At 46.5% G+C, this 19,287-nt stretch carries 17 protein-coding genes and 2 other annotated features; of the genes, 13 read left to right on the top strand and 4 right to left on the bottom strand.

Translation table 11 applies throughout. From position 1 onward, the window contains the following. Nucleotides 1–46: 46 nt before the first annotated feature. The 3 genes from glsA (at nt 47) to HP401_RS05075 (ending at nt 3,387) form a co-directional block, all read left to right on the top strand. Nucleotides 47–979: a glutaminase A gene (glsA, locus tag HP401_RS05085; protein ID WP_173604304.1), complete on the top strand. Its 933-nt coding sequence runs from the start codon at nt 47–49 to the stop codon at nt 977–979. A gap of 93 nt (nt 980–1,072) precedes the next feature. Further along, the gene (locus HP401_RS05080) at nt 1,073–1,354 is read left to right on the top strand and encodes an Fpa/YlaN family protein (protein ID WP_012685955.1); all 282 of its coding nucleotides are present in this window, start codon (nt 1,073–1,075) and stop codon (nt 1,352–1,354) included. 108 nt (nt 1,355–1,462) lie between these two features. Further along, nucleotides 1,463–1,703 (top strand) — a binding site (T-box leader). 48 nt (nt 1,704–1,751) lie between these two features. After that, nucleotides 1,752–1,989: a binding site (T-box leader), on the top strand. 63 nt (nt 1,990–2,052) lie between these two features. Beyond that, nucleotides 2,053–3,387, top strand: coding sequence for a sodium-dependent transporter (locus HP401_RS05075; protein ID WP_173604303.1), 1,335 nt, complete (start codon nt 2,053–2,055; stop codon nt 3,385–3,387). Nucleotides 3,388–3,444: 57 nt separating this feature from the next. On the opposite strand, the gene cax is transcribed toward HP401_RS05075, so the two are convergent. Continuing rightward, on the bottom strand, nt 3,445–4,488 hold the full coding sequence (gene cax, locus HP401_RS05070) for a calcium/proton exchanger (protein WP_041749828.1): 1,044 nt from the start codon (nt 4,486–4,488) through the stop codon (nt 3,445–3,447). A 103-nt stretch (nt 4,489–4,591) separates the two neighbouring features. Between cax and HP401_RS05065 the strand changes: the two genes are divergently transcribed. Next, complete coding sequence (locus HP401_RS05065) at nt 4,592–4,852, top strand: hypothetical protein (RefSeq protein WP_064199838.1); 261 nt, start codon at nt 4,592–4,594, stop codon at nt 4,850–4,852. Between the two features lie 61 nt (nt 4,853–4,913). Here the strand turns inward: HP401_RS05065 and sleB are convergent, their stop codons facing one another. After that, nucleotides 4,914–5,624: a spore cortex-lytic enzyme gene (sleB, locus tag HP401_RS05060; RefSeq protein ID WP_375140428.1), complete on the bottom strand. Its 711-nt coding sequence runs from the start codon at nt 5,622–5,624 to the stop codon at nt 4,914–4,916. A gap of 216 nt (nt 5,625–5,840) precedes the next feature. On the opposite strand from sleB, the gene HP401_RS05055 reads away from it, so the two are divergent. Both HP401_RS05055 and HP401_RS05050 read left to right on the top strand, forming a co-directional pair. Next, nucleotides 5,841–7,469, top strand: a complete 1,629-nt coding sequence (locus HP401_RS05055; RefSeq protein ID WP_173604301.1) for a thiamine pyrophosphate-binding protein — start codon at nt 5,841–5,843, stop codon at nt 7,467–7,469. Between the two features lie 75 nt (nt 7,470–7,544). Continuing rightward, nucleotides 7,545–7,886: an Asp23/Gls24 family envelope stress response protein gene (locus HP401_RS05050; RefSeq protein WP_012685961.1), complete on the top strand. Its 342-nt coding sequence runs from the start codon at nt 7,545–7,547 to the stop codon at nt 7,884–7,886. A gap of 46 nt (nt 7,887–7,932) precedes the next feature. Here HP401_RS05050 and ftsW read toward each other — a convergent pair whose 3' ends face one another. Together ftsW and HP401_RS05040 are read right to left on the bottom strand one after the other, a co-directional pair. Continuing rightward, entirely contained in the window at nt 7,933–9,102 is a 1,170-nt protein-coding gene (ftsW, locus tag HP401_RS05045) for a putative lipid II flippase FtsW (RefSeq protein WP_012685962.1), read from the bottom strand. Nucleotides 9,103–9,168: 66 nt separating this feature from the next. Further along, nucleotides 9,169–9,513: a YugN family protein gene (locus HP401_RS05040; RefSeq protein ID WP_012685963.1), complete on the bottom strand. Its 345-nt coding sequence runs from the start codon at nt 9,511–9,513 to the stop codon at nt 9,169–9,171. A gap of 152 nt (nt 9,514–9,665) precedes the next feature. Between HP401_RS05040 and HP401_RS05035 the strand changes: the two genes are divergently transcribed. The 7 genes from HP401_RS05035 to HP401_RS05010 all read left to right on the top strand — a co-directional run bounded on the left by HP401_RS05035 (nt 9,666) and on the right by HP401_RS05010 (nt 19,239). Continuing rightward, nucleotides 9,666–10,106 carry a CBS domain-containing protein gene (locus HP401_RS05035; RefSeq protein WP_012685964.1) on the top strand — a complete coding sequence of 147 codons (441 nt, stop codon included), beginning with the start codon at nt 9,666–9,668 and terminating at the stop codon, nt 10,104–10,106. Between the two features lie 114 nt (nt 10,107–10,220). Beyond that, nucleotides 10,221–11,258 carry a MerR family transcriptional regulator gene (locus HP401_RS05030; protein ID WP_173604300.1) on the top strand — a complete coding sequence of 346 codons (1,038 nt, stop codon included), beginning with the start codon at nt 10,221–10,223 and terminating at the stop codon, nt 11,256–11,258. Between the two features lie 402 nt (nt 11,259–11,660). Continuing rightward, on the top strand, nt 11,661–12,371 hold the full coding sequence (locus tag HP401_RS05025; RefSeq protein ID WP_173604299.1) for a thermonuclease family protein: 711 nt from the start codon (nt 11,661–11,663) through the stop codon (nt 12,369–12,371). Between the two features lie 284 nt (nt 12,372–12,655). Beyond that, nucleotides 12,656–13,675 (top strand): HAMP domain-containing protein, encoded by a 1,020-nt coding sequence (locus HP401_RS29820; RefSeq protein WP_309145112.1) that lies wholly within the window; start codon nt 12,656–12,658, stop codon nt 13,673–13,675. After that, entirely contained in the window at nt 13,648–14,301 is a 654-nt protein-coding gene (locus HP401_RS29815; protein ID WP_309145111.1) for a methyl-accepting chemotaxis protein, read from the top strand. The genes HP401_RS29820 and HP401_RS29815 overlap by 28 nt, the downstream gene beginning before the upstream one ends. Before the next feature lie 24 nt (nt 14,302–14,325). Continuing rightward, nucleotides 14,326–16,773 (top strand): bifunctional diguanylate cyclase/phosphodiesterase, encoded by a 2,448-nt coding sequence (locus HP401_RS05015; RefSeq protein ID WP_173604298.1) that lies wholly within the window; start codon nt 14,326–14,328, stop codon nt 16,771–16,773. Nucleotides 16,774–16,854: 81 nt separating this feature from the next. Then, complete coding sequence (locus HP401_RS05010) at nt 16,855–19,239, top strand: EAL domain-containing protein (RefSeq protein ID WP_309145110.1); 2,385 nt, start codon at nt 16,855–16,857, stop codon at nt 19,237–19,239. Nucleotides 19,240–19,287 lie beyond the last annotated feature (48 nt).

Below are 19,287 nucleotides of genomic sequence, written 5' to 3'. Positions count from 1 at the left end.
CAATCGAATCTGTATACATCGACGTAATAGACTGAGGGGATTTTCAATGGATTTGAAACAAGCGTCCGATCAATTGGAGCAAATACGCAACCAATCACTTGAGTTTACATACATGGGGAGTGTAGCGTCCTATATCCCTGAATTGGCAAAAGTCGAACGACATCAATTGGGAGTAGCTGTATGCTTGCCCGATGGGACGATCCTTTCTGCTGGAGATGCAGATGTGCCATTCTCGATGCAAAGCATCTCCAAGATTTTCTCTCTGATCGTCGCCTTATGCCAAAACGGGAAGGACTACGTGTTTCGGCATGTGGGGAAAGAACCAACGGGAGACCCGTTTAATTCGATTATAAAACTGGAGACGACCGAATCTCATAAACCACTGAACCCGATGATCAATGCAGGAGCCATTGCAGTTGCGGGCATGATTCGTGGTGCCAACGTGGACGAGCGGCTCGATGCTGTGCTGGCTTTCATGCGGAAAATGACGGGGAATCCTCATCTTTCTATCAATCAAGCTGTTTATTGTTCGGAAAAGAAAACGGCTGATCGAAATCGTGCCCTCGCTTGGTTTCTAAAGGACAGTGGCATACTGGAAACGGATGTAGAAGAGACGCTTGATCTGTATTTTCGCCATTGCTCGATAGAGGTGACAGCGAAGGAAGTAGCTACACTAGGGATGGTGCTTGCAGCAGACGGAATTCTCGTGAATACGGGTGAGCGAGTGATTCCAGAAGAGGTAGCGCGAATCTGCAAGACTTTCATGGTGACTTGTGGGATGTACAATGCCTCTGGGGAGTTTGCGATTGACGTAGGAATTCCCGCGAAAAGTGGGGTTGCCGGCGGCATTATGGCAACCGTGCCACAGCGTATGGGGATTGGTGTGTTCGGTCCGTCCCTGGATGAAAAAGGAAATTCAGTAGCCGGTGTCAAGCTGTTGGAGCTGCTCTCAAAAGAGTGGAAGCTTGGTATCTTTTAGCTTCTTGCAGTTGATCTGTCTTCTCCCCTTTTCAAATGGCCCAGAATCGCGTACTATGTATGATAAGGATGGAGGCAAACGGAGGGATAGGTTTTGACAGAAATTAAGGTTCCCGATCTGGAACAAAAAGCGCTAGCGTTGCTTCAAGCAGACGCCGACAAAATTTACAAGCTGATCGACGTACAGATGGAAAACCTGACCATGCCGCAGTGCCCACTGTATGAAGAAGTGCTGGATACCCAAATGTTCGGGCTTTCTCGTGAAGTAGAGTATGCGGTCCGCTTAGGACTGATTAGCGACGACATTGGTCGAGAAATTATGGGTTCATTGGAGCGTAAATTGGCCCATCTTCATGAACTGTTTAATCAAAGGTAAGGCGAGGAGAGCGGCGATTATCCTCGCTTTTCATTTTATTGAGAGAAAAAATACTTGCCTATTTCACGTATTTATATTAAATTAAAGTCTATAATTTTTTATTAATTTTCAAATGCGATGACGGAGACTAGTATGCGGAATCACCGCTTGTCAGGGAGAAGCTGCCTTAGACTGAAAGCAGCTTTGAAGCGCGCCCCGTAGAATTCCCTCCTGAGCAGCCCTCTTAATGGCAGTTTGCCTAGTAGGAGGAATCGGGTCATTCCCGTTATCAATGATGGAGAGAAGTGCGTAGGGAATCTGTATCCCGTGCACTTAATCAGGGTGGTACCGCGAATAACTCGTCCCTTTTTTGGACGGGTTTTTTTTATTTCGGAAAAGCCCAACAACTGAATCATAGAAACAAGCAAGGAAAGAGACTAGTAAACGGACCTGCTGCATGACAGGGAAGGCTGCCATAGACTGAGAGTAGCCTGATGTAAGCCCCGTTGAATTCACTCTTGAGCTGACCTCTGAACGCAGGCGCCGCCAGTAGGAGAGTCCGGGTCATACCCGTTATCAATGACGAAGCGAGGCATTCCCTATCAGGGATGTCTAAGTAGGGTGGTACCGCGAGAAATAAATAACTCGTCCCTTTTTGGGGCGGGTTTTTTTGTATCCATTTTTAAGAATGAAAAGAATATCTTTGGAGGGTGAAAATTATGAAACAAGCCGAACAATGGACGAGCAGGCTCGGCTTCATCTTGGCAGCAGCAGGCTCGGCAATTGGACTGGGGGCCATTTGGAAATTTCCATACATGGTCGGAACGAGCGGTGGAGGAGCGTTCTTTCTGCTATTCATTATCTTTACGCTAGCAATTGGTCTTCCACTGTTGTTAGGGGAATTCACAATCGGACGTAGTACACAAAAAGAGGCGATCAGTGCGTATAAAACAATTGCGCCCAGCTCACTCTGGCATTGGATCGGTCGCCTTGGGGTGACCACTTGCTTCTTGCTCTTGTCCTTTTACAGTGTAGTGGGAGGATGGATTCTTACTTATCTTCTTCGCGGGTTTACTGGTCAATTGCAAGGGCCAGCTTATGACAAAGTGTTTGGTGACGTTATCGGTGATCCTGTTGGTGCAGTAGTTGCGCAGTTGGTTTTCATGCTCATTACCGCATGGGTAGTCGCGAGAGGCGTATCGAGTGGAATTGAGTCCGCCAACAAATACATGATGCCTGGTTTGTTCCTTTTATTCATGGTATTGATGGTTCGTTCCTTGACATTGGATGGGGCGATGGAGGGCGTTTCCTTCTTTCTGCGTCCGGATTTTACCAAGCTGAGTGCGCAATCGATCCTTTACGCATTGGGTCAATCCTTTTTCGCGCTGAGCGTCGGGGTGTCCGTCATGGTCACGTACAGCTCGTACCTTGCCAAAAACGAAAGTTTGGTTCGTTCTGCTGGATCGATTGTCAGTTTGAATCTGCTCGTATCGCTATTTGCCGGTTTGGCGATTTTCCCTGCCGTCTTCTCCCTTGGCGTAGAGCCAACAGCAGGGCCGGGATTACTGTTTATCGTACTGCCTTCTGTGTTTGAACAAATTGCCTTCGGTAACATTTTTCTGTTAATCTTTTTGGCTCTTTTCCTTTTTGCTACACTGACTTCGGCTTTTTCGATGCTGGAAATTATCGTTGCATCTCTTGCAAAGGGGGACGAAGCAAAGCGCAAGCGTCTTGCCTGGGTGATTGGTCTGCTGATTTTTATCGTTGGTGTTCCGTCGGCTTTGTCATTCGGTGTATGGAGCGAGGTTACGCTGTTCGGAAAATCTATCTTTGATGCGATGGACTTTTTGGTCAGTAATATCTTGATGCCGTTGGGAGCGTTGCTCATTGCGATCTTCGTTCCGCTGAAAATGAAGCGTGAGGTTTTGATAAACGAGCTGGGGGCGCATACTTCTCTGGGCAAACGCATGTTTATCATTTGGCTTCTCCTGATTAAATATGTAGCACCTATCGCGATTCTTGCCGTTTTCCTGCAAATGCTGGGTTTCTGGTAAAACAACGAAAGGCTTCGCCACTTTAAGATGGCGGAGCCTTTGTTTTGTTCCAGTGCCCTACGCGAAAAAAAAGACCGTACCCAAAATAATATACACGGTCAATAGAAGGACGCCTTCAAACCAGTTCGTGGCGCCATCCCGTGTGATGGAAATCGTGATAAAGGTAGCAACTCCGATCGCAGCCAATTCAAAGGTAGAGAACACGATGTCCATCGGATTGCCTAGCAAGAGACTCATGATGACCAAAGTCGGGGCTACAAACAAGGCAATCTGCAAGCTGGAGCCGATCGCGATTTCGACTGCTGCGCCGATGCGTCCTTTTAATGCCAACAGCATGGCAGCACTGTGCTCTGCGGCATTCCCGATGATCGCAATGACAAAAGCCCCGACGAATAACTCCGACCATCCTAACGATTCGGAGACATGCTGTACGCCCTCTACCAGCCATTCCGAGACAACCGCAACGAAAAAGGTAGAGACAGCGAGCATCAAGAGAGAGACACCCTTTGGCCATACCGCATCACTTTCTTGCGGCTCAATATCCGATAAAAAATCACTGTGTGTAATCATGGAAAAGATGAGCCACAAAATGTAGGCAATGATGAGCAGGCTGGCGATGACGATGCTGATGATCTCCACCTTGATCACGGGCAGATCGAACATGAAGACAGCCGGAATGAACAAGGCGACGATTGCGAGAGTCATCAACGAAGCATTGTGACTGGCCAGCCTGCTATTGAAGGTTTGTTCCTTGTACTTAAGACCACCCAGTAACGTGCTCAAGCCAAGAACCAATAGCATATTTCCGATGATCGCACCCGTAATAGAGGCTTTGACCATATCGAACAAGCCTTCTTTCACCAGAAAAAAAGCAATAATAAGTTCTGCGGCATTTCCGAAGGTAGCGTTAAGAAAGCCCCCGATTCGGTCTCCAGCATAATGGGCGACGCTCTCTGTCGATTTTCCGAGCCAAGCCGCCAAAAAAATGATGGCCAGTGAAGCTGTGACGAATTGGAGCATTTCATTTCCAGAAAAATAGTGGGCGTAGACAGCTAATGCCATGCTCCCACCTACTAATGAGAAAAAGAGTTTCAAGTTCATTTCATCACCTCTACGATTTTTACTCATCCCTAGAACCTCATAGGTATAGAGTTCCTGTTCTGGACAAAACTAACCATGAACTAGAAAAGTGAGGTGTTTTTTTATGACCCAGCCTTTGTTGTGCCCGACGTGTAAATCGAATCGGATGAGGTTCACTGTCATTGAGCAGACCCCTCGCTATATAAGACTGGACCCACAGTCAGGCGAAGTCGTAGCAGAACTCCATCAAGAAGAGCTTGATATGTTTCACCAGCCGTACAAAGGTGAGCACTACATGATACAATGTGGCGTTTGCGGGACCACAGAACCGGAAGAGCGATTCGTCAAAATGGCCCAGCATATGCAATCACAACGTTCGAAATGAAAACTCGAAAAGGAAAACAGGCACGCAGTTTACGACTGTCGTGCCTGTTTTTTATGGAATGCTAGCGGCAAAAAATGTGTCTGCCGATCTTTTTGATTTGAGGGCGGCTCCAAATCCAACCGGATGTAGCTGTATCCGGGTTGAAATAATAAATAGCTCCGTCTGTTGGGTCCCAGCCTTTGAGAGCGTCTTTCACTGCTTTTTTTGCCTGCTCGTTCGGAGTTAGCCAAATCTGACCATCCGCCACAGCCGTAAAGGCCCGAGGTTCGAAAATAACGCCCGCTGGTGTATTGGGAAAGGACGCGTTTTTCGTCCGGTTTAGAATAACAGCCGCCACTGCCACTTGGCCAATGTAGGGCTCTCCACGCGATTCTCCGTACACGGCATTCGCCATCAGACGCAGGTCGTTCTCCGATATTCCGGCTACGTGATACGTAGGTTTAGAAGGCGTCGAAGGTGTAGAAGGCGTCGATGGTGCAGGGGTTGCGGTTTGTGGCACCCCGAGATCAGAAGCAGTGGGCTTATAATTTTTCGTTGCGTTGTACAGCTTTACTTTCGTCTGCGCGCCAAGGACACCGTCTATGGGTAAGCCAAACTCATACTGAAAGTTACGCAGCGCCCAATAAGAGCGCCACCCGAATACGCCGTCTACTTTTCCCGTATAAAATCCAAGATGCTTCAAGCGATACTGCATCTCACGCACGTCTGAGCCTTCTTCTCCTACTTTAACGATCTGTTCACTGAATGCATCTGATCGTAAGGGAGATACCATAACCGCCGTTGTAACCAGAAGTGCGAATACTACTACAGCTAGCAGCCATTTGACAGGCTGTTTCATTTCTTACCCTCCTTCGGGTATGGATTTGAATATCAGTTGATTATTGTTAGGTTCTCCAACTTCCGTCATTTTGGATTTAGTAAAATATTGGAGAATGCGTAGACTACGAGTACATGTATTTGAACTTTGTCCTGAAAGGGGAAGATTTTGATGCAGGTCGCGCAATATTTGACGGAACAATTGATTCGTTGGGGAGTAAAACGAATATATGGGGTGGCAGGTGACGGAATCTTTGCCTGGCTGGATCAGATCGCGAAGCAATCCGACATCCAATACGTTGCTTGCAAGCATGAATCTGCTGCGGCCATGATGGCAAGTGCGGAAGCAAAGCTGACAGGGAATCCAGCTGTTTGTACCGCGACGATGGGGCCGGGTTTCGTCAATCTGCTGAATGGACTTGCAGATGCGCATACGGATCGTGTACCCGTCATTGCGATTACAGGTCAAGTAGAGACATACAAGCTGGGTGGAGCGTACAAGCAGTTTATCTCTCAAGAAGACATGATACGTCCCATCAGTTTTTATTCGACGACGATTACGCATCCAGATGCAATCCAAAGTGTTCTGCACAAAGCATTTGTCACGGCTATGCAGCAAAAAGGAGTGACACATCTCGCCATTTGCAAGGACGTCTTTACCCAAACGACTTCAGAAGCTGTCCTTGCAGCACTTCCACGCATTCCACATGCCATTTATCCGGATCGGATGGAGATTGAGCTCGCTTCCGAGCAGGTTGCAAAGGCGCAAAAGCCTCTCGTTCTACTTGGAATCGGTGCCCGCAAGTCGGCGGATTTGTGTGTGAAGCTAGCGGAACAGCTAGGGGCGGGCGTGTTGCTGTCGCTCGGAGCAAAAGGAACGATAGAGGAAACACATCCACTTGTGATCGGCGGATGGGGAGAGGGGGGCAGCGAAACAGCTTTACATGCTTTAGCGGAAGCTGATTTGTTGCTAATTTTGGGAGCCAGCTGGTTCCCTCGCGCTTTTTTGCCAAAGAAACTGTCCGTCATTCAAGTAGATCATCAGCCTGGATCGATACATGCACATCCCTACCTTCAGTCTGTCACGGCCGAATTGGACGATGTCTTGCCGATCTGGATGAGACGTTTGCAATCGCGCAGACAGGACGATGCGTGGCAGGAACAAATCAAGCGTTGGCATGGTGAGTTTGGCGAGGAGACAGAGCAAGCTGTCATTCAGCAAGCGAGTGAACAAGTAAAGCCACAAACCTTGATGCATACGCTTGGGGGAGTGGTCAATGAAGATGCGATTATCGTCCTGGATACGGGTGAGCACACGATCTGGTTTAATCGTGCGTTCCGTGGGAAAAAACAGACCCCACTCTTTTCTGGAAAGTGGCGAACAATGGGATTCGGGTTGCCTGCCGCTGTGGCTGCAAAGTTAACCTATCCTGAGAAGCAGGTCGTCTGCATTGCCGGGGATGGGGGATTGCAAATGAATCTGGCGGAATTGATGACAGCGGCCCAGCTCCAGCTTCCGATTGTAATTCTCGTGGTGAACAATGGGACATTAGGATTGGAAGCGGTCAAAATGAGTCAGGCGGGCTTGATCCCTTTTGGAGTGAAATTGCATAATCCAGATTTTCAACAATTGGCGAAAGCTTGCGGGATCAGTAGCAAGGTTGTTAAAGAAGTACAAGCTCTGGAGCCTGTATTGCGGGAGGCGCTTGCTGCAGATCAGTTGACACTCGTTGACATTCATTGCACATCTCCGACACTAACGGAGAGAAAAAAACAAATTTCCTTCCAAGCCCAAGCATGATTTGTTTATAATGAAAGAAAAGGCAAATGAAACCAGTGGGGGAAGAAAGAAACGGGCGAAGAGGAGGGCGTCCTGATGGCTGACAGACTTGGCGAAATCCGAGTAGCAGATCAGGTGATCGCAATCATTGCTGGCGTTGCTGTAGAAGAAGTGTTGGAAGTCACAGTCCGTTCAAGCGGAATTTATCAAGATTTGGCGAAAAAGCTGAATGGCGGCGCGAAAGGCATTACCGTATCCGTAATAGAAGACAGAGTCACCATTGACATGCGTGTGTCCGTCCGTTATGGGGCGCAGATTCATCACGTCTGTCATGTCCTACAGGAAAAAGTAAAAGAAGCGGTAGAAACATTGACGGGTCTTTATGTGGAAGCCGTGAATGTACGGGTGGAAACAATCGAACTCCTTCGAAATGAGTAGGAAAAAAGGGATACTGGATTCATCCGGTATCCCTTATGCTTGTTTTTTACATGGCGTATGGCTGTTTTTGTAATTGCTCTTCTACCTTCTGGCGACTGACTTCCCGCGATATACTGAGCAAAAAGCCTGTAGCGAGCAGACATACGAGTAAGGAGGAACCACCATAACTGATAAACGGCAATGGTACACCTGTCAATGGAATCAAACCCGTTACTCCGCCAATGTTTAAGATCGCCTGAATGGCGAACATGCTGACCACACCGATTCCTGCGAGACTGGCAAAGGTGTCTTTTACGCGCAGACAAATATGGATGCCACGCAGCAGGAAAAGCAAGAAAATCAAAAGGAACACAGAGGCACCGATAAAGCCAAGCTCTTCTGTCATGATCGAGAAAATAAAATCGGTATGCCTCTCGGGCAAATACAAATACTTTTGAATGCTTTTTCCAAAGCCTGTCCCAGTCAGGCCGCCATGTGCAATCGCAATCCAGGATTGAATAATGTTGTAGCCAGTGCCACTCATATCACTCCATGGATCGAGGTAGGAAGAAATCCGATTCAAGGCATGGGGCTTTGCTGTGATGTATACCAATAGTGCAACAGTCACAGCTGGTGCACCGAGACCAACCAGTTGACGGATTTTGGCGCCACCGCAGATCATGACAATCAAAGCGCACCCAAGCAGGATGGCAGCAGAACCGAGGTCAGGCTGGACGACAATCATCATAAAAAACATCCCCGTTACCATCAGTGGGGGCATCAATCCAGATTTCAGCTTTTGTATCCCGTTCCCTTTTTTGGAGATGATCGCTGCCAAGTACAGAATAAGACCAAGCTTGGCAAACTCCGCAGGCTGAATAGTTGCAGAACCGATTTCAAACCATGATCGAGCTCCGTTCACTTCCTTACCAATACCCGGAACAAGAACCAGGAGCAAAGAAAAGAAACTGACGAGCGCAATCAATAAGAAGTTTCTCTTATAAAAGGAGAAGGGAATGTTCATGGCAACCAGCATCCCAACGACACCGAGCAGCAAGAAAACGGATTGACGCTTCACGAAATAAAGCTCATCTCCGCCACAGTAATCACAGCCGCCGCTTGTAAAGCTCGTCAATGCGAAAATGGAGCTGGAGCTGAGCACCATGGTTATCCCAAACCCAACAAGTAGGGCGGTCAAAAACAGGAGCAAGAAGTCAGGTACGCCCCTCGTCTTCATAAAAAATACCCCCCTCTACGTGAAACAGAGAGGGGATTCCTCTCTGCACACCATGCATTTCAATTTTTAATGTGAGGACAGCTTTTCACCCAGCATTTGTAGCTTCAACTTCGCTGTTTTTACAACGGAGTCTGGCATTGGGTAATCGTAGTCCAGCCCGTGTGGGAAAAGGTGTTTGCCCATGTAAGGATCTTCGAGCTTCAGTACTGCGTGCGTATCCTCAAGCTTGCCTTGCGTCACGTTCGCTTCGATGCGCAGGTAGAAGACGTTGCCTTTATCTTGGATTTTATAATCGTATGTAGCATGCTTGTAATCCCAAGCGCCGCGATCAAAGCCGAGTTCGCTCATATAATGCTCCAGATCGGCGAAAAAGACTTCTTTCGTGCCAATACCCGTGTCCTTAATGACCATTCTTTTTCCTCCTAAAAATGGGTGAGATATTCACTCATTTAATCATAGTCTGTTTTTGGAAGAAGCGCAATATATCATACTCTTTCTTGCGAATGAAACGATAGATGAGCGGACAAACTACAATCGTTGATTAGCAAAAGGAGGAGAATGAAATGGCAAAGCTGGAAAATCGTACCCTTCGTGAAATTATGACAAAAGATGTCGCTACTGTGACGCTTAAGGATAATGTGTATGAAGTGGCTTGCAAAATGCGCGATTGGAATGTAGGGGTCATTCCGGTTGTGGATGAAAAAGAAGATGTGATCGGTGTCATTACAGACCGCGATATTGTGATTCGCGGTTTGGCTGAAAAGCATGAAGGATCGACTGCCACCGAGGTGGTCATGACCCGAGACATTATTCTCGGTCAGCCGGGGATGACGGTTGATGAAGCGGCAAGGGTTATGGCTCAGCATCAAATTCGTCGCCTGCCTGTTGTCGAGCATGGCAAGCTGGTTGGAATTGTGGCGTTGGCAGACATGGCTGTTCGTCAAGTCCATCACGATGAAGCGAGTGACGCTCTCCAACAAATTTCTGAGCCAGCGCCACATTAATAAGATAGAAATCAGCTGTCGGGAGGAATCCGGCAGCTTTTTTTCTTTCTGTCTGTACATTCACGCTGCGTCAAGGTTTATGATAAGGAAAGAATGAAACAGGGAGAGAGTTCCATGCAAATCAAAGACATGGCCCATCGCTTGCAAATAACTCCGCGTGCGATTCGATATTATGAAGAAAAAGGGCTGATCAAGCCATCAAAAGCAGATGCGTCCGGGTATCGCCAGTTCACGGAGGAAGATGTCTGGAGGCTTCAAACCATCATTACTCTGCGCGAGGTCGGGATGGCGGTAGAAGACATACGGGAGCTTCTGATTCAAATGAAAGATCAGGAAGGCACTCTTCTCCATTATTTAGAGCTGCAGCGTTCGTTTATGTATACAAGGTGGGTAGAAATGAGCAAGGTCATCCAAACGACAGAAGCGATGATTGAGCGGGTAAAGGGTAAGGAATCGATTGATCCAGCAGAGCTGTTTACATTGGCAGAGGCGAACAAGCGATTGAAGCAGACGCGGGATAACTGGGTGGATCGATGGAATTTTAATGAATGGGCGGACCGCTACGACGAATGGGTACATGGCGGGAATGGTCATGAATCGTACGAGAACGTACTGGATGAGGTGGTAGCAGCCGTTGCAGTCAATCCAGGAGAGTGCGGCTTGGATGCTGGAACGGGAACTGGGAACCTCGCAGGGCGTCTCGTGAAAAAAGGAGCCAAGATGAGCGGGTTCGACCAATCTCCGCAAATGCTGAAGCAATGCAGAGCAAAGCACGCGGAGGTCGAGACGAAGCTGGGAACCTTTTTCGCCTTTCCGTTTTTAGAAAATCGGTTTGACTTTGTGGCTACGAGTTACGCCTTGCACCATTTGACGGATGACCAAAAGCAGCTTGCCTTGGCGGAATGTCGCCGGGTATTAAAACCAGGGGGACGGTTGGTCATTGCCGATTTGATGTTTGAGGATCAGACGCATAGACAAGCTCATCTGGAAGCCCTAGAGGAAGCAGGACATACGAGAGTGATAGCAGATATTCAGGACCGCTGTTATGCAGATCGCTCCCGATTGCTACAGGAGCTTGTTCATCTTGGTTTTACGAATGAAGTAAGACAGCTAGGTACCTATACGCATTTAATCTTGTCTACTTGTTCGTAATACATTCTTTCGAACACGAATTTCACTTTTGGGCTCTTCCAACTACTGACACGTGTCTAGCCTTCTGCATAGGCTGTAACGAGAAGGAAAGGAGGACTCCACCATGGGTCTGTTCGACGGTTTTTTTGATCGCGAAAACGAGGAATTTATATGGATTATTATTGTCGTGGTCGTCCTGTTGTTCTTGTTTAGTGCCGATCGTGATTAAAATCTGGACGTATAGACAAAACGACCTTGGGCGAAGGTCGTTTTTTTCGTTACACAAAATGTACTTCGCTATCCAAAACATGCTCGCGCGGTGGCAGTTCCCGTGGCGATGCGTTTTTTTCTCTCCTATTGACCTGCGCGAGCAAATCCACTACGCTGGAAAACAATGCAACATAGAAGAGGAGAAGAAAGTTAATGAGACGATTTGCTATGTATCTGCTCGTACTTACTCTTTTGCTAACGGCATGTGGAGCGTCCGGCCAACCAGAAGCTAACGGAGAGATGGATGCTCTGATCAAACGAGTGGTTGATGGCGATACATTCGAGCTGGATAGCGGAGAAAAAGTCCGTATGATTGGCGTAGATACCCCGGAGACAGTGAAACCCAACCATCCAGTCGAACCATATGGGAAAGAAGCGAGCAATTACTCCAAAGAGCTTTTAACGGGCAAAAAGGTTAAGCTGAAGTTCGATGTCGAGCCCTATGACAAATACAAGCGTTTGCTTGCTTACGTATATTTGGAAGACGGTACCTTTGTCAATGAAAAGCTCGTTCGTGACGGCTACGCCCGAATCATGACGATCCCACCAAATGTAGCCCAAGCCGAGCTGTTCTTGGCAGCAGAGCGAGAGGCGCGGGAGCAGAATCGCGGATTGTGGGCTTTAGAAGGGAAGCAGGCAGAGGCTCCTAAGGAAAAAGCCAAGCCAAAAAAACAGTCCAATAATAATACCGTAGCAGATACTGCACCACCAGAAGGCAAGACGATCAAGGGCAATATCAATAGCAAGGGCGAGAAAATCTATCACGTTCCTGGCTCCGCTAGCTATGAGCAAACAAATGCGGAAACGTGGTTTGCGACGGAGGCAGAAGCGCAGCAAGCAGGTTTTCGAGCGCCAAAACGATAAGACATGTAAGGAACATGAGCCGCATAAATGGAAACGCAAGCCTCGTCTGCTTTGGCAGTCGGGGCTTTTTCCTTGTCGAAAAGAATTTTAGAAATGTTACAGAACGATGTTATATGATAAAAAAGGTCAAAAGTCCTATATAAAATGCCGTTATATAAGAGAAAGGGATTATAAAATTACTTGCATTTTCACAGAAAGAAGAAATCATTCGTAGAATTACGATGGAGGAAACAACTATTATGCAGTTGACGGTAAGGAGAAAGCTTTTTTTTGGATTTTTGGCCGTGTTATTACTTTTAGTGGCAGTAGCAGGGATTGGTTTTTCTCAGATTTCTTCCATCGACTCCCGTTATGGGAGGATAATTGAAGACAGAATCCACAAGGAGATGTTGTCCAAGGACATTATTGCCAGTGTCAGTGAACGACAAAAGTATGCACGAGGATATGTCATTGTAGGCGATGGCAGCTACCTGACAGGGTATTCAAAAGCAAACGACCGTTATAAAGAGCTCACAGCAGAACTATTCCGTTTGGGCATGACATCTGAAGGGCAAAAGCTCGTTACAGAGATGAACGAGCTACATACCCAACACGAGGAAATTATTGATCGGGTCGTCGCATTAAAACAACAAAACAAAGTAGAAGAGTACACGCGCTTGGTCAGGGATGAATGTACGCCAGTCGGCGAATTGTTTATTCAAAAAGCCCAGGAATTTGTTGCTCTTGAACAGAAGCTATTGGAACAAGATATAGTGGAACTGGAAAGTGGCATTCAATCTACGAAGCTCCTGGTTGTCTTGCTTAGCGCGCTGGCGCTTCTCACAGGAGTCGGTATCGCCTTCATGATTGGACGTGCCATTTCTCATCCCGTTTTACTGATCACGCAGGCCGCAGAACAAATTGCCGCAGGGAACTTGGCACAAGCAGATATTTCGATCAAGAATCGTGACGAAATCGGCGAACTTGCCCGCCATTTTACCCAAATGAAGCACAATTTGCAAGATTTATTAGAACGAGTCTCCTTTCATTCACAACAAGTAGCCGCATCCTCCGAGGAATTGATAGCCAGCTCCGAACTAACACATCAGACAGCAGAGCACGTATCCCAATCGATCCAAGGTATTGCAGCAGGTGCTGAGCAGCAAGTAAATGATGCAGAGAATGCCACACAGCTTGCTGAAGCATCTCGCAGGTTATGCAGCAAGTATCAACGAGCATGGAGCATGCGATCAGCTCATCCGTTGAAGCGAACAAAACAGCAACGGAAGGTAATGAAGTGGTTGCCAAATCAATCGAACAAATGAATGAGATTAATCAAAGAGTGAGCTCTTCTACCGAAGTGGTCAATATGCTCGGCGAAAAATCAAAAGAAGTTGGCTCAATCGTTTCGATTATTACGGAAATCGCGAGTCAAACGAATTTATTAGCGTTGAACGCAGCGATTGAAGCGGCGAGAGCGGGAGAACAGGGAAGAGGCTTTGCGGTCGTCGCAGATGAAGTTCGCAAATTAGCAGAGCAATCCGCGCAAGCCGCTTCGCAGATCGCTTCCATCATTGGGGATATTCAAAGAGATACGGAAAAGGCGATTCACGTCATGAGTCAAGGGGACGTAGCTGTTCAAGAAGGAGTCATCATGATCGAACAAGCTGGGGTTGCCTTCCATAAGATTTTGGGGGTAGTAGACGAAGTCTCGAAAAGAACACAAGAAATGTCAGGACAAATCAATAAAGCAAATGACGGAACGGTTTCCGTTGTGGAATTTATAGAGGGAATTGCGCATGTTTCAAGAATGGCAGCGGAAAACACGCAAAGCGTAGTTGCTTCTGTACACGAACAAACAGCTTCTATGGAACAGATTACAACCGCTTCTAGCACACTCGCCGAAATGGCAGAAGAGCTGCAGCATTCCATCCGGAAGTTTCAATTGTAATGCGAAAACAGGCGGGGGTGCCATGTGTTTAATCATATCAGAGATGTAAAGTTTGCATTATCTGCATTGGAAGAGTCATCTGTTATTTCGATAACAGATGAAAAAGGAATCATCACCTACGTCAATCACAACTTTTGTCAACTCTCCAAGTTTAATAGAGAGGAATTAATCGGAAAGAGCCATAACATCGTCGATTCCGGTTTCCACCCGCGAAACTATTTTAAATCGCTATGGGATACCATCAGCCGAGGAAAAGTATGGAAAGGTGAGATGAAAAACCGGGGAAAGGACGGGACGGAATATTGGCTTAGCATGACATTAGTTCCGTTCATGAACGATAGTGGATTCCTCTATCAGTATGTAGCAATCGGGACGGACATCACGAAACGAAAGCTGATGGAAGAGTCTCTTGCAAAAACGATGAAGGACTTGCACGATATCAAAAATGCACTGGATGAATCTTCGATTGTAGCGATTACAGACGACAAAGGCGTCATTACTTATGTAAATGACAAGTTTTGTGAAATCTCCAGATACGAAGTGGATGAATTAGTTGGAAATACACATCGGGTCATTAACTCTCGCTATCATTCCAAGTCGTTTTTTAAATTAATGTGGGAAACGATCAAGCAAGGACGTGTCTGGAAGGGCGAAGTGAAGAATCGTGCCAAAGATGGCACTGAATACTGGATGAATACGACCATCGTGCCATTTCTAGACGACCGGGGGGTTCCGTATCAATATGTTTCAATCCGTACGGACATTACCGACCGGATTGAAGCAGAGGCAGCTTTGGCAGAAGCCTTGCAGAACGATTTTCGCAGGACGGTCCAAAACTTGCAAAACTGTGTGTTCAAGATCGTGACAGATCAGAAAGGGAACATCACGTATACCTTGTGTGAAGGGAAAATTGCCGAAGCGCTCGGGCTAACGTCTGAGAGGATGTTGAGAAAAACGTCGTATGAAATCTTTCCTTATGAGGTAGCGGAGCAAATGGAAAGCTATTTTCGTAGAGCATTTGCTGGCGAGTCTGTCACCTTCGAACTAAAGCTATCCGGAAATGATTATTACATTACGTTGTCACCTATTGAGGAAAACGGAGAAATCGTGGAAATGGTAGGCTCCATGATTGACATCACTGAGCGAAAAAAAGCGGAAGAAACGATTCGCTACATGGCCCACTACGATTCCTTAACCAACCTGCCTAATCGAACGCTTTTTCATGAAAAACTCGCAGAGGCAATGCGCAAAGCAAAACAAAAAGATGAGAAAATCGGCGTTATGTTCATCGATTTGGATCGATTTAAAAACATCAATGACACGCTGGGTCACTCCATTGGGGATGTCCTTTTACAAGCAGTAGCAAATCGTCTTATTTGTTGTTTGCGAAAAGAAGATTCTGTTTCTCGACTGGGTGGAGATGAGTTCGCCATTTTTCTCACTGGAGTCACGCACAGGGAGGCTGGTGAAATTGCGCAACGAATCATCACGAGCATGTCCGAATCGATTACGTTAGACCATATCGAAATCTTTATCACACCAAGTATCGGCATCAGCATGTATCCGGATGATGGAGACGATATTGAAGCGCTACTAAAACATGCAGACGCTGCCATGTATTTGGCAAAAGAGCAAGGGAAAAATAATTATCAATTTTTCTCGGAGGAGCTGCATCAGGTTTTAGCGAAAAAACTACAGCTTGAAAGAGAGCTGCGAAAAGCTTTGGATGAGAAACAGTTTACGCTGCACTACCAACCGAAGATTCATTTGCAGACGGGCCAGATTATTGGTATGGAGGCGCTGATTCGGTGGGACCATCCAGACCTTGGTCTCATCCCGCCTATTCAATTTATTCCGATCGCAGAAGAAACAGGCTTAATTGTACCGCTTGGAGAATGGGTAATGCGAACGGCTTGCCAACAGACAAAAGCGTGGCAGGAAGCAGGCTTTACACAGCTGGCTGTTGCGGTGAATATATCCTTACGCCAATTTATGCAAAACAATCTCATTGAGATGATTACCTCGATCCTTGAAGAAACGGGGTTAGCTCCGCAATACTTGGAGCTGGAAATCACGGAAAGCATGGCGCTAAACGTAGACTATACGATTCGAATTTTGAATCGCTTGAAAGCTCTCGGGGTTAGCATCAGTATCGATGATTTCGGGACGGGCTACAGTTCTTTGAGCTATCTGAGTCAATTCCCGATCGATCGGCTCAAAATCGACCAATCCTTTCTAAGAAATTTGAATCCACAGAATCAAGCGATTATTAAAACGATCATCCATATGGCACATAACATGAAAATTGCTGTTATTGCAGAGGGTGTAGAAACACATGAACACGTTGATTTTCTAAAGGAACAATTGTGTAATGAAGTCCAAGGGTACTTTTACAGTAAACCGCTGCCCACGAAAGAAATCGATTCCTTCTTGCAGGTAAATCGTTATGGTGAATCAGGCAGCATGGTTTAAGTGAGACCATCGAGATTAACAAAAGGAAAGCGGTGAAGGAGCTTGGATCACCAGATACATGGGACGTACGATAGTTTCCTTGTGATACTATCTTATTTAATCGCGGTTGCAGCTTCTTTTTCTGCTCTCAACCTGGCAGCCAGAGTGAGTAAAAGTAAAGGGAAGCATCAGCTACTCTGGTTGATGTTTGGTGCCACAACGATGGGGCTTGGAATATGGTCCATGCATTTTGTCGGAATGCTGGCACTTACCCTCCCCATAAAGGTTCTGTATGACATGGAGTATGTCATTCTATCCGTCATCCTTGCCATTTTCGTCTCAAGCATAGCCTTGTTTACCATCACGAAACGCAACTTACATGCGAGACAGCTAGGTATCGCGGGAATTCTTATGGCTGCTGGAATATCTGGGATGCACTACGTTGGAATGGCCGCGATGATGATCGAAATTACATACGATACAAGGATTGTCATTTTATCCATTATGATCGCAGCGACTGCTTCGGCAGCGGCACTATGGCTCTTGTTTTACTTTCGCCGTGATCAGTCGAAATACGCGTATTTATATAAATTGGGCAGCTCACTCATTATGGGGGCAGCAATCGCGGGTATGCATTACACCGGGATGGTTGCAGCGCATTTCTACGGAACGGAACAACCGACAAAACAAGTGGGGACGCAGATTGAGCCGGAGAGCTTGGCCTATATCATCGTCTTGGCCACTTTTTTACTGATCGGCATTACATTGTTCGGCTTGTTTATTAACAAACGACTCTCGCAAAAGGATACGGTCATTCAAGAAAGTGAAAGCTGGTATCGTTCCCTTTATAAAAATAATGAGTACGGCATTATTTCCTTAGATACAGGTGGATGTATTATCAAAATGAACCCAGCTGTCACGAAGATTGGCGGACTGCGGGAGGAAGAATTCATCAACCAGCATGTATCGAAAATTCGCATGCATATTGTTGAGGAGCAAAGGGAACTCACGAAAGATTCTTTCGCCCAGTCTTTTGCGCCCAATCGAAATAATTTTGAGACGACCATCTTTCATCCGAACGGAAATCGCGTTGAGCTGAGTGTACTCAATGTCCCGGTTGAGATTGAGGGAGAAGTGGTTGGGAATCACATCATTGTGAAGGATATTACCGAAGAGAATCGCGTGAAAGAAAAAATCAGGTATTTGGCCTATCACGATGAGCTGACCGACTTACCGAACCGAAGAAAGTTTAATCAAGTTCTTCATCAATCCATTGAAAAAAGCAGCCAAGATTCATCGAGCTTTGCCGTCATGGTTATCGACATCGATCGTTTCAAAATGATCAATGATTCCTTGGGTCACTCCTACGGCGATATCTTTTTGCAGGGGGTCAGCGACAGAATTTCAAAGAGTGCCAAAGGGTACCACGCAACAATTGCCCGGATGGGTGGAGATGAATTTACCATCCTCTGCGAAACAGGAGCGGATGGCAGGGAAGCAGCGAGTTTAGCCGATAAGATCATTGAAGCATTGAAACAGCCATTCACGCTAAAAGACAGTGAATTTTACATATCCGCAAGTATTGGAACGGCGATATTCCCAGATCACGGCACGGATGCTGTCGCGCTGCTCAAAAAAGCGGATACAGCCATGTACGAGGTGAAAAAACAGGGGAAAAATGGTCATCTGTTCTACACGACAGATTTTGACGCCCAATTGCTGGAGAATATTGAAATAGAACGTGATCTCAGAAAAGCAATTGAACGAAAAGAGCTCGTGGTGTACTACCAACCTCAATTTCATTCGGAAAGTAATCGCATGATCGGAGTGGAGGCGCTCGTCAGGTGGAATCATCCAACCAAAGGGATGCTTTCACCAGGAGTGTTTATCCCTATTGCTGAAGAGACAGGATTGATTTATGAGATCGGTACATGGGTGCTTCGGGAAGCGTGCAGGCAAATGAAGCAGTGGCATGATAAAGGGGGGCCGTTAATACCCGTCTCTGTCAATTTGTCCTCCCATCAATTCCACCAACGGAACCTGGTCCAGTACATCAAAAATATTCTCGAGGAAACCAAGCTTGCCCCGCACTTTTTGGAATTGGAAATTACGGAGAGCATGATGATGGACCCGGCAGTATCGATCAGCATTCTTCATGAGTTAAACAAAATCGGAACGAGAATCAGCTTGGATGATTTTGGAACCGGTTACAGCTCATTGAGCTATTTGAAAAAGTTCCCGATCCACAAGCTAAAGATTGACCGTTCCTTCATAACAGACCTGTCTCGAAATGAAAACGATAAAGCCATTGTGGCCACTATCATTTCGATGGCGAAGCATCTGAACTTGGATGTAATTGCTGAAGGCATTGAAACGAAGGATCAGTTGGATATTTTGACAGAAAATCATTGCAACGAAATTCAAGGGTACTATTACAGTCGCCCATTATCTGCGAATGAGGTGGAGCAATCGTTTTTTTTCCGATAAGAACGCATTTCAGCCAAGAAGCGTAAGCAAAACTCCCTGTCTTTTGTC

The organism is Brevibacillus sp. HB2.2 (assembly GCF_013284275.1).
Lineage (GTDB): Bacteria > Bacillota > Bacilli > Brevibacillales > Brevibacillaceae > Brevibacillus > Brevibacillus brevis_D.
This window is presented reverse-complemented; position numbering and strand designations above follow the sequence as displayed.